The organism is Vicinamibacterales bacterium, from assembly GCA_035699745.1.
Lineage (GTDB): Bacteria > Acidobacteriota > Vicinamibacteria > Vicinamibacterales > 2-12-FULL-66-21 > JAICSD01.
The window spans coordinates 1-10,901 of record DASSPH010000080.1; the positions used below are offsets into that span (position 1 = coordinate 1).

The window sequence follows — 10,901 nt, forward strand, 5'->3', positions numbered from 1 at the left end:
GGTCCACCACCCTTCGCTCGCCTGCACTCGTGAGCGACCTACGGGTGGCAAGCCACCTTTCACGCGTGCTCAGGGAAGGTCAGGTCGGGCCTGATCGCGAGCTCACGTCACAGACATGCGAAGGGTGTCCACCGTAGCGGCGCAAGTGTAAGGTCGAGCCGCGGAGGTGGACTGCACGAATCAGCAGCGTCGGCAACGGATTTGCCCGTCTGCGCGCGTGTCCAACGCGAAGCGCTTCGTCTACATCCTCCGGAGCGAATCACACCACGAGCGGTACTATACCGGGTTGACAGCGGACGTCGCCCAGCGGGTCGCGGCCCACAATCGGGGTGGGTGTTCACACACTGTGAACGGTCGACCCTGGAAAGTGGTGGTCGCGATCGAGTTCGCAGATCAGCAGCGCGCGATCGATTTCGAGCGCTACTTGAAATCCGGATCCGGCTGCGCGTTCGCGAAACGCCACTTCAGGTGAGCTGCCAGCCGTGCGGGTGCGCCGTACGCAGGCTGCCTGCGTCAGTCCTGAATCACCGCCACTGGATTTACTATCGATGCGGTGAACGACGTTCCCGCGGACATGCCAGCTTGCGGCTTTTCTGGAGGCGGGTGGCGACCGGCTGCTCGGCTCGAGCCGGTCAGGCTGACAGCCGGCCGCCTGCCGCGTGTCTGCCAGAATCGCGATCCTCGAATGGCTGAGCGGCATGTCCGTTATAGCCATATGTGATCTGCTCCGGCTCCGCTCACCTGCGATTCCCGCCGCCGCGACCAAACGTGCGCGCTAGTCTGCCGGACGCGACCGGGACGGGGCATTCAGTCAGGAGCGGCGGGGCATCTGGGAGACATGTATGCAGCAGCTTCGAATCCTCATACCCGCCGTTCTCCTTGCCCTATGCCTGACCGCCGGGCCACGCCTCCGTGCTGCCGCAACGGTGAATGTCGACTGCAATGGGGGAGCCGCGATCGGACCGATCCTGGGTGCGGTGAAACCTGGTGACGTCATCGTGGTGCAGGGGGCGTGTCGTGAGAATCTGCTGATACCGTCGGAGGTTCTGCGCATCACTCTCGATGGTCAAGGAAAGACGACGATCGATCCGCCTGACGCACGCCGCCCCGCCGTTCAGGTGCTCGGCCGAGAGGTTACGATCAAGGGCTTCACGGTGACCGGCGGCACGTTTGGCATCGCGATCAACAGAGGCGCGACGGGGACCATCGACCGGAACACCGTCCGGAACGCCTCGATCAGCGGGCTCGAGGTCTCTCACAACGGTTTTGCGCGAATCGTCAACAACACCGTCGAACGAAATCAGCAAGAAGGCATTCTCATCCTGGGCAGCGCGTCGGCGCACATCGGTATCATCGGCACGGACGACCAGATTCCGAGTCCGAATGTCGTCAGGGACAACGGCAGGGACGGCATCCAGGTGCTGCGCGGCTCCACCGCCCGCATCATCGGCAACACGATCAGCGGGAACGGCCGCAACGGGCTGACCGTTCAACAAGCCTCGCATGCCGACGTGGCGGGCAACATGTTCGACGGCAACGCGCAACACGGAATTCGCGTGGTCGGCAATTCCGGAGTGAATCTCGCGGACTCCGCCATGCTCCTGTTTACGCGCCCGAACACCACGGCGAGTCCCAACGGAGCGTTCGGCATCCGGTGCGACGTGGGCGCTTATATCGATGGGCCCATTGGCGGTCTGGCGGGGAAGGTCGGCGCCAAGGACGTGTCGGACAAAAGCTGCATCGATCGCTCGGGCAGGTGATATGTCTCCGGGTCGTGCGCGAGCGTAGGTGGACCTTCCACTACGTTGCCTGAGCTGCGGTTGGCAGGCCATCATTCGCTCGTGATTCAGGCGACGGATGCCCAACCGGGCGCGCCCAGCGAGCGGTTGCGATCAAAGGCAGAAGCGACACGGATGCACGCCGAAAGGAGTAGCCAACTAATGGGACGCCTCCCGGTTCTTCTTCTGGCAGCGACGGGTCTGTTGCTTGCCCAACCGCAACCCAAAACGATCGTTTACAGTCGCGTGGGCCCCTCACGGATCCAGTTGTTTGTTTCCAATGCCGACGGAACCGCGGAACGACCGTTACTCGAGTCCGACAGCCTGGACTACAACCCTGCGTGGTCGCCGGATGGACAGTGGATTGTCTTCACATCCGAGCGCAACGGCTCGGCCGACCTCTATCGCGTCAAGCCGGACGGAACCGGACTTCAGCGGCTCACCACCAACCGTGCATACGAGGATCAGGCAGATGTCTCGCCCGATGGACAGCAGCTGGCGTTTGTGAGCACGCGTGCTGACGGCACCGCGGATTTGTGGATTCGCGATCTCGGCACCAATCGAGAGACACCGCTCACGTCTGGGCTGAGTGGCGACTTCCGGCCCGCCTGGTCGCCCGACGGCAGGTGGATCGCGTTCTCCTCCGACCGCGGCACCACGGTCCAGCGGGATGGCCGTGGACAGTGGTGGGTACATCTGCAACTGGCGGACATCTACATCATTCGTCCGGACGGTTCTGCGTTGAAGAAGCTGACCAATAGCGGCAGCGGCGGCAATTTCTGCGGAGGACCGCGATGGACTCGCGACAGCAGCCACGTCGTCGGCTATTGCCTGTCTGGCGAAGAGACGTTCGCATATCGCCCGTATTCCGAATTGACGGACGAAGCACTGAAGAGGATGGGCCGGGTGCCGGTCCGAGGAAACACGACGCTCGTATCAATCGATGTCACGACGCGCGAGCAGAACACGATCGCTGCGCCGCCGGGAATCAAGTTTTTTCCGGCGGTGCTGAACGATGGCCGAATCGCCTACGTCAGAAAAGACGGCGACAACCGCGGCATCGCGTACGGGTCGACCGGGAAGAACGGACCGCTTGGCCTGGTCCGCTCGCCGTCCTGGTCGCCAGACGGAAAGCGTGTTGTTTATCACAAGCTACTCGGCCAGAACGTCCCCGCGTGGCAAAAAGCATGGAGCCGGAATCCCGCGTACGACCTCGTCACGACGAATGCCATGCCAGCCTTTGATCCGTTGGGCAAGCGGATGATTGCGACTGCCGACAACACACGCCTCGTCCAAATCGAGCCTGGGCGGAACGTGGCGGCCCCCCTGTTCCAGCAGGAAGGGAAGCTTACGCAATCCGCCGATTGGTCCCCACAAGGCGATGCGATTCTCTTCGGACTGGGACAGTACTTCAGAAATCGCGCGCAGGGCGCCCAAGTCGCAATGATCAAGCCGGACGGTGCGGGCCTTCGCGAACTCACATCCGGGGCCAACAACAATGGCTTTCCATCGTACGCGCCTGACGGAAAGCGGTTCGTCTACCGAACTTTCGGCCCGGAAGGTCAAGGGCTGCGCATCATGAACCTTGAAGACGGTCATGTGACGATGTTGACCACGGACTACGATAACTTTCCGAGGTGGTCCCCTCGCGGCGACGCCATCATGTTCGTTCGCCGTCTGGAGGGGAGCTTCGTGATTTTCTCGATCGCCCCGGATGGAAAGCGCCTCAAGCGATTGAGCGGTTCCGGCAGCGATGATTCGCACGCGACGTGGTCGCCCAATGGCGAGTGGATCGCTTTCTCGTCAGCGCGGATGGGGTTCAAGGATGAAGCGCTCAATACCGACAGCCCACAGCCGTATGGCGAGATTTTCGTCATGCGCTACGACGGCACACGCGTGGAGCAGTTAACCGACAATCAGTGGGAAGAAGGTACGCCTGCGTGGCTGCCCTCGAATCGAGCAACGCCGCGATGAATCCAAGCCTTCACTCGCCGCGTCTGAGGGCACCTCTGACTGGAATCAGCGATCCTGGGCGTTCGATCTCCTCATCGATCGTCCGGTGGCGAAAGAATGCGCCGCGATTGCCGGCTGGCTTCACTGGCGTCGAGTGGTTCGCGCGTACAGTCCAGACGTCGCGCCAGGAACCACGGACCGATTGGTGGCCGTCGGCCAACTCCCGGGCACGCCCACGTGACCGACCGTCCTCAGGTCACTGCATTGCCAACGCACGCCCTGCGTCTCTTCGGATCGCGGCGATCCTTTTCGCCACGTGACGGGCGTCCCTGCCGATGCCGTGAATCATCGTGCTCGACGCCGAGTACAGGAAGTGCGGCCCGACGAAGTACAGGCCAGGTTCCCCCGGCACCACGCCCCGCTCCTGGATCGGCTCTCCATGTGCATCGAAGACGGGCAGATCGATCCAGGACCGTCCCATGTCGAACCCGGTGCACCACACCACGCCCGACACGCGCGTGATCGTCCCGTCAGCGAGCCGCGGGTATCCGCCACTGACGCCGTCCATCCGCGGCACGCGCGTCACACCAGCCGCCGCCAGATCGGCGTTGCGCGTCCGGATCAGCGGCATTCCACCGTTGATGAACCCGGGCCGGACCTTGCGGCCGATCGGGGTGTCGAGCGTGAGGATGTGGTGGAACACCACGCGGAACAGGATCGGGAGCACCAGCCTGCGCACCAACGGCCGGTGCACGGGGAAGGGGACCTGACCGACGTCGCGGCCCGAGAGCCACACCCGGCGGCCGTCCCGCGCCAGGTCAATCGCGATCTCGGCGCCCGAATTGCCCGCGCCAACGAGCAGGACGTCCCCGGGCGGCAGCTGCGACGGACGGCGGTAGTCCGCCGAGTGGAGCTGCGTGATCGCGGGATCGAGCTGGCCGGCAAACGGCGGCGCCACGCCGCGCTGATACGAGCTCATCGCGACGACGACCTGCCGTGCCTCGAGGCGCCGCCCGCCCGCCTCGAGCAGGTAACGGCCGCCTTCGCGGCACAGGCGATCGACGCGCGTGCCGGTCCGCACCGGCAGACGGAAGCGCGTGGCGTACGACTCCAGGTAGTCGGCCATTTCGTCCTTGGTCGGAAGATCGTTGGCCACGCCCGGAAAGGTCATGCCGTCGAGGCCGTCGAAGCGGCGCGGCGTGAACAGCCGCAGCGAGTCCCATCGCTCGCGCCAGGCGTCCCCGATGCGTGCGCTGGCGTCCAGGATCACGAACGGCACCCCCTCGCGCTGCAGGTGGTAGCCGACGGACAGGCCGGCCTGTCCCCCTCCGATCACGATGACCTCATGCCGCTCTGCCACGGGCGCGGACCTCCGGAGAGGGTCTTCGTGCTGGTCGCCGATCGCCGCCAGTTCCGCGAACGCCGTTCCTTCCTCCAGCAGCTGCCCAGCGTAGGACCGCGCGTGCGCCCTTTGCGTCGGATCGCTCATCATTGCCTCCTCTCGTGCCGTCGGCCTGTCAGGCTCAACGTAACCGGGAGCGGCATGGCGCATCTTCGGCAGGACTCCCCAATTCTCGGCGGGCGCCAGCGTGGGTAGAACTACCCACGCGCGGAGGGTCCGATCATGTTGTGCTGGTAGGCAAAGGCGGTCGCCGCGGCGCGGGTCGGCACATCGAGCTTGGTGAAGATGTTGCTCACGTGTCGATCCACGGTCTTGACGCTGAGGAACAGCTCGCGCGCGATGGCCGCATTGGTGCGTCCGCTGGCGATCAGGCGCAGCACCTCGAGCTCGCGCGGGGTGAGCCCGAATCGCGGCTCCGAGGCGGACGGCGCGGCCGCGTGGACCTCGACTCTGGCGAGATCCGGCGCCGCGCCGAGGTCGGCAAACACCGCCCGTGCCGCATCGCGCTCCAGCTCGGCGCCGTCCTCGTCCCCCAGCGCGTGCAACGCGTCGGCGATCGCGACGCGGATCCGCGCCGCGATGTACGGCGCGCCGACGTCCTGCCACGTGGCGAACGCCGCGCGCAGCGGCTGCAGTGCAGCGCCGGCGGCGCCGGCCGCCAGGTCCACGGCGCCGCGCGCGTGAGCGGCCATCGCGTCGACGATCGCGCTCTGCGCTCCCGCGGCGATCGCCGCCAGATCGCGCGCCGCGGCCGCCGCGCCATCGTGATCGCCGGCCGCAAGGCGGATCTCGACCGCCGCCGGCAGATAGCGGGCCCGCGCCATCGGATCGCGCGTGGCGCTGACGACGTGATCGATCGCTGCGGCCGCCATACCGGGTTTGCCCTGGGCGAGCCGCAGGAGCGCAAGTCCGGGCTGGGGCTCCCGGCCATGCTTGCTGGCCTGGCGATACGATTCCTCCGCCGCGTCGAACTCGCCGCGCAGCCGCAGCAGCTCGCCACGCTGGTAGCAGACGCTGCCGGCTTCGCGCGGCGAGGTCTCTCGCCGGTCGGCGCGCCGGATTTCATCCATGGCCTGCTGCCATGAACCTTGCACGAGCAGGACCTCCGCCCGAAGGGCGCGGCAGGTGCCGTTGAACTCGACGAGCTCGGGCTGTGCGCTGCACCACGCCGCCAGCGCCGCGCTCCATTCGCGCGCGCGATCGATCGCGTAGAAACGCTGGCAGCAGCCAATCACGGCGCAGTACACGATGCCGGTGGCGACCGGCCCGAGCCGCCCGCTGCTGGCGGGCAGCATGGCCTCGTCGAGCAGCGCCAGCCCTGCCTCCCGCTCGCCCAGCTCGATGCGCGCCTGCCCCTCGATTGCCCTCGACAGGCTCGTCAGATTCGCATCGCCAAACCGCTCGCCGACCTCGGCCGCCCGGCGCGCCGCTTCGCAGGCGCCCGCGGCGTCCTTCTGCGACAACCGGCCCAGCGCTTGCGGCAGGAACAGGTAGCCACGCTCGGGGCAGTCCTCGGCCAGGCGCTCGAGGACACGCTGCGAGGTTGCGATCCATCCCGTCGCGCGCCCCGTCTCGCCGAGGAACAGGAGGCGGAAGCCGAGCCAGAAGGCCGCCCGCGCCGCCCCCCGGAGGTCACCGGCGTCGAGCTGAAGGTTGTGAAGCCGCTCGAGCGTGGCGAGAAGCAAATCATTGCGACCGAGCAGCGCGCAGGACCACGCGAGCCGGTCGAGATCCTCAGCGGCCAGGGGATGCGCCCGATCCGCCTCGACCAGACACTCGCAGGCCTCGCGCCAACGACGCGCTGCGTAGGCCGTGCGTCCGGCCTCGAGATCGGACGGTGAGGGCCTGGACTTCACGCCACTCCTCCTCGGAACGGGGCAATGCGGCCCGCGGACCGATCCTACTCCAGAGAACTCGCGGTCAGGCTGACGCTGATGCGGGCGCCCGGCGGCGATCCAGCGGTCATCGGCGCGCAATCGACGGTCACCTTCAAAAGCACTTGGCATGGGCCGAGCGCCGGTTGAAGTGCCTGCGACTCCGCGCTAGAGTCACGCCGACGTGCTGTCGGCCCTCTCCCAAGCCTGGGCCTCGTGGAAAACGGCGCCCGCCGTCGCGCTGCTCGCCGTGGTGGCGTTTTCCGTCGGCATCGGCTCGGCCACCGCCATCTTCACCGTCGTCAACGGCGTGCTGCTGCGGCCGCTGCCGTACCCCAACGGCGAACGTTTCGTGTTGCTGTACGGCGTCAACGCGACGGACCCGAACACGATGATGTGGATGTCGGCGCCCGAGCTGCAGGACTACGCGCAGCAGACCTCGAGCTTCGACGTGTTCGGCTGGTTCCGCACCGGCCGGTATCGGCTGACGGCCCCCGGCGATCCGCAATTCGTCCCCGGTGCGGCGGTGACGCCGGCGCTCGCGCGGCAGCTTGGTCCACCGCTCCTCGGCCAGTGGTTCGCCGACGACACGAGCGCCGTCATCTCGAGCGCCCTGTGGCACCGCCTCGGCGGCGGGCGCGACATCGTCGGCAGCGCCATCACGCTCGACGAGCGCCAGTACACGATCGTCGGCGTCATGCCGCCGGCGTTCCAGTTTCCGCTCGCCAGCCTGGGGGGAACACGCGGCGACACCGAGGTGTGGATTCCGCTCGATCCGTCCCCGCCCAACGCGAGCCGGGGCAGCGGCCTCTCCGTCGCGTACGCCCGCCGCAAGCCCGGGGTGTCGCTGGAGCAGGCGAGGGCGGACGCCAGGCGAGTCGCCGCGTCGGTCGCCGCCATCGAGCCCGCACGCTACCAGCACTACACGGCCGGCGTCGCCGACCTGCGCGAGGCGACGGTCGGGATGGTCGGCTCGACCGTCCAAGCCCCGCTGTTGATCCTGCTGGGCGGCGCCGGCCTCCTGCTGCTCATTGCCTGCGCGAACGTGGCCACCCTGCTGCTGGCACGATCGGTCGCGCGCGCCCGCGAGACGGCGATCCGCGTCGCGCTCGGCGCGTCGCGGCGGCAGCTCGCACTGCGCTTCTTCGCTGAAGGCGCGCTCGTGTCGGTCGCCGGCGCCGCCGCCGGGGTCGCTCTGAGCGTGATCCTCGTTCGGCAGATCCTGGCCGCGGCGTCCGGCTTCATTCCGCGCGTCGGTGACACCGCGATCGACTGGAAGGTGCTCGGCTTCAGCGTCGCGGTGGCGATCGCCACGGGCGTCCTCGCCGGCCTGGCGCCGCTCTGGCAGGCCATGCGTACGGCGCCGACCGCGGTGCTCTCGGAAGGCGTTCGTGCCTCAGCGGCGGCACCGGCGCAACGCCTGTCGAAGGCGTTCGTCGTCGCCGAAATCGCGCTCGCCTTCGCGCTCCTGACGACGTCGGCCATTCTCGTCGTTCACATGCGCAATCTCGAACGCGTGTCGTTGGGTTTCAATCCCGACGGCCTCGTCGCGTTCAACCTCGCGCTGCCGAGAGGCGCCGGTACACCCCAGGAACGTGCCGAGCAGCGGCGCGCCGCCCAGGAGCGATTGCTGGACGTGCTGCAGAAGACGCCCGGCGTGACCGGCGCCGCGTTCGCGAGCCGGGGACCCGATCCGATTTGCGGCGGCACCCCCATTTACCTCGAGAGCCGGCCGAAGGACGCGCTCGCGCCGCGGGTGTGCCTGACTCTGACCACACCCGACTTCTTCTCGACGATGCGGATCCCGCTTCGCGCCGGGCGGCTGCTGAACGAGTCCGACCGCCGGCAGGATGCGGTGACCGTCGTCGTCAACGAGGCTGCCGCGCGCGCGTTCTGGCCCGAGCGCAATCCGATCGGCGCCACGGCGCGCCTCAGCGCACCCGACAACGACCGCTTCGAGGTCGTGGGCGTCGTGGCGGACGTCCGCAACGACGGGTTGAACAAGCCACCAGTGCCCGAGCTCTACGCCGCCGCGCCGAGCATCAATCCGCTGAACGTCATCGTCCGCTCGGACCTGCCGCCCAATCAACGGATCGCCGCCCTCCGCGGCGCCGTCCGGCAGGCCGATCCGACACTGGTGATGGACTACGTCAGGACGGTACCCGACATCGTCCTCGCCTACCTGAGGCTCGAGCGTCTCAGCTCGCTGGTCATGATCTTTTTCGGCCTGGCGGCGCTGCTGATGGCGACGCTCGGCATCTACGGCGTGGTGGCGTACTTCGTCCGACAACGCACTGTGGAGCTGGGCACGCGGATGGCGCTTGGCGCCGTCACCCGTGATCTCGTGGCGCTCGTCCTCGGCGGCGGCCTGAGGCTGGCGCTGATCGGCGTGACGGTGGGATCGATCGCGCTCCTCGCCGTGGTCCCGCTGCTCGAGCGATATCTCGCGGTCGCCAACTTCGGATGGCTGCCGTTTGCAGGGTCCACCGCCGTGGTCGGCCTGGTCGCGGCGGCGGCCGCGTCGGTGCCGGCGTGGCGCACCACCCTCATCTCGCCGATGGCCGCCATTCGCGAGCAGCCGCCGTCGGTCCTACGGTGGGCGCATCAACGGATGCAGGTCGCTGTTCGCGAGATTCGCCCGGCCGCCGCCGACAGCGGATCCGAGCTCCCGGCAACAGACATGCTGACGGCGTTCGTCGACGCCGCCCGCCGCGCCGACTCGTACACCGGCGCTATGCGTGCTGCGCTGGCCAGCGTGTGCGACAGGCTGAAGGTTGAATCGGCCGCGCTGCTCGAGCGGCGCGACGGCTCGCCGGCGGACTACCGCTGCCTCGTCGCCGCCGGCGGGCTCGATGGGGCTGCGCCGGCCGTGCCGGCGGACGGATTCCTGATCACGCGGCTGCGCGCGTATCCGCTGCCGCTGCCGTTTGCGCCCAACGAACTGGACGCCCTCGCCGACTGGGCCGCGGCGCACCGCCCGGAGCGGCTCGAGGAGATTCGCGCGCTCGCCGCCGCCGGCATCCGCCTGGCCGTGCCGCTGCGCACACGCAGCGAGATCCTCGGCGTGCTGCTGCTCGGCGACCGGCCGCATCGCCGCGGCTTCAGCGCGCAGCACAAACAGGTGCTGCGCGGGTGTGCCGCCCAGTTTGCGCTGATGATCGAAAACGCGCGGCTGACCGATCGCGTCGTCGAACAGGAAACGCTGCGCCGCGACATCGCTCTGGCGTCGGACGTCCAGCGCCGGCTGCTGCCCGATGCTCCGCCGTGCACCGACAGCGCGGACTTTGCCGCGATCAGCGTTCCGGCGCGCCGCATCGGCGGCGACTACTACGATTTCATCGAACTGCGCGACCGCGCGCTGGGCATCGCGCTGGCGGACGTGTCGGGGAAAGGCGTCGCCGCCGCGCTGATCATGTCCGTCGTGCAGGCGTCGCTGCGGATCATCTCCTCCGAGGGCGACGTGCCGCTGCCGCGCCTGGTCGCGCGCATGAATCAGTTCGTCCATCGGTCGACGCCAGCGAGCAAGTACGCCACGTTCTTCTACGCCCAGCTCGACCAGCGGGCGCGTCAGCTGCGCTACGTCAACGCCGGCCACAACGCGCCGTATCTCCTGCGAGCCGGTCGGCAGTCCGCAGTCGACTCTGCGGTCGCCGAGATCGAGCAACTGTCCGTGGGAGGAACGATCGTCGGCATGTTCCCGGAGACGAGCTACGAGGAAGCGACAGTGGAGCTGCGCCCCGGCGACGTCCTCGTCGCCTTCACCGACGGCGTTCCCGAGGCGCACAGTCCTGAGAACGAGGAGTTCGGCGAGGAACGCCTGCAGGTGCTGCTCCGCCGGACCGCTCACCTCCCGGCGAACGAGATCGGCGCGCGTCTTTCCGCGGAGCTGAAAGA

At 67.9% G+C, this 10,901-nt stretch carries 6 protein-coding genes; 3 read left to right on the forward strand and 3 right to left on the reverse strand.

Features of this window, described 5'->3' with window-relative positions:
* Positions 1 to 337 precede the first annotated feature (337 nt).
* The gene (locus VFK57_20055) at positions 338 to 700 is read right to left on the reverse strand and encodes a hypothetical protein (GenBank protein ID HET7698018.1); all 363 of its coding nucleotides are present in this window, start codon (positions 698 to 700) and stop codon (positions 338 to 340) included.
* 142 nt (positions 701 to 842) lie between these two features.
* On the opposite strand from VFK57_20055, the gene VFK57_20060 reads away from it, so the two are divergent.
* Together VFK57_20060 and VFK57_20065 are read left to right on the forward strand one after the other, a co-directional pair.
* The gene (locus VFK57_20060; GenBank protein ID HET7698019.1) at positions 843 to 1,760 is read left to right on the forward strand and encodes a right-handed parallel beta-helix repeat-containing protein; all 918 of its coding nucleotides are present in this window, start codon (positions 843 to 845) and stop codon (positions 1,758 to 1,760) included.
* A gap of 45 nt (positions 1,761 to 1,805) precedes the next feature.
* The gene (locus VFK57_20065) at positions 1,806 to 3,752 is read left to right on the forward strand and encodes a hypothetical protein (GenBank protein ID HET7698020.1); all 1,947 of its coding nucleotides are present in this window, start codon (positions 1,806 to 1,808) and stop codon (positions 3,750 to 3,752) included.
* Between the two features lie 235 nt (positions 3,753 to 3,987).
* Here the strand turns inward: VFK57_20065 and VFK57_20070 are convergent, their stop codons facing one another.
* Together VFK57_20070 and VFK57_20075 are read right to left on the reverse strand one after the other, a co-directional pair.
* Positions 3,988 to 5,091, reverse strand: coding sequence for an NAD(P)-binding domain-containing protein (locus VFK57_20070; GenBank protein ID HET7698021.1), 1,104 nt, complete (start codon positions 5,089 to 5,091; stop codon positions 3,988 to 3,990).
* Positions 5,092 to 5,330: 239 nt separating this feature from the next.
* The gene (locus tag VFK57_20075) at positions 5,331 to 6,989 is read right to left on the reverse strand and encodes a response regulator transcription factor (GenBank protein ID HET7698022.1); all 1,659 of its coding nucleotides are present in this window, start codon (positions 6,987 to 6,989) and stop codon (positions 5,331 to 5,333) included.
* Positions 6,990 to 7,191: 202 nt separating this feature from the next.
* Here VFK57_20075 and VFK57_20080 point away from each other — a divergent pair.
* On the forward strand, positions 7,192 to 10,901 hold a 3,710-nt coding region (locus tag VFK57_20080; GenBank protein ID HET7698023.1), incomplete at its 3' end, for an ADOP family duplicated permease.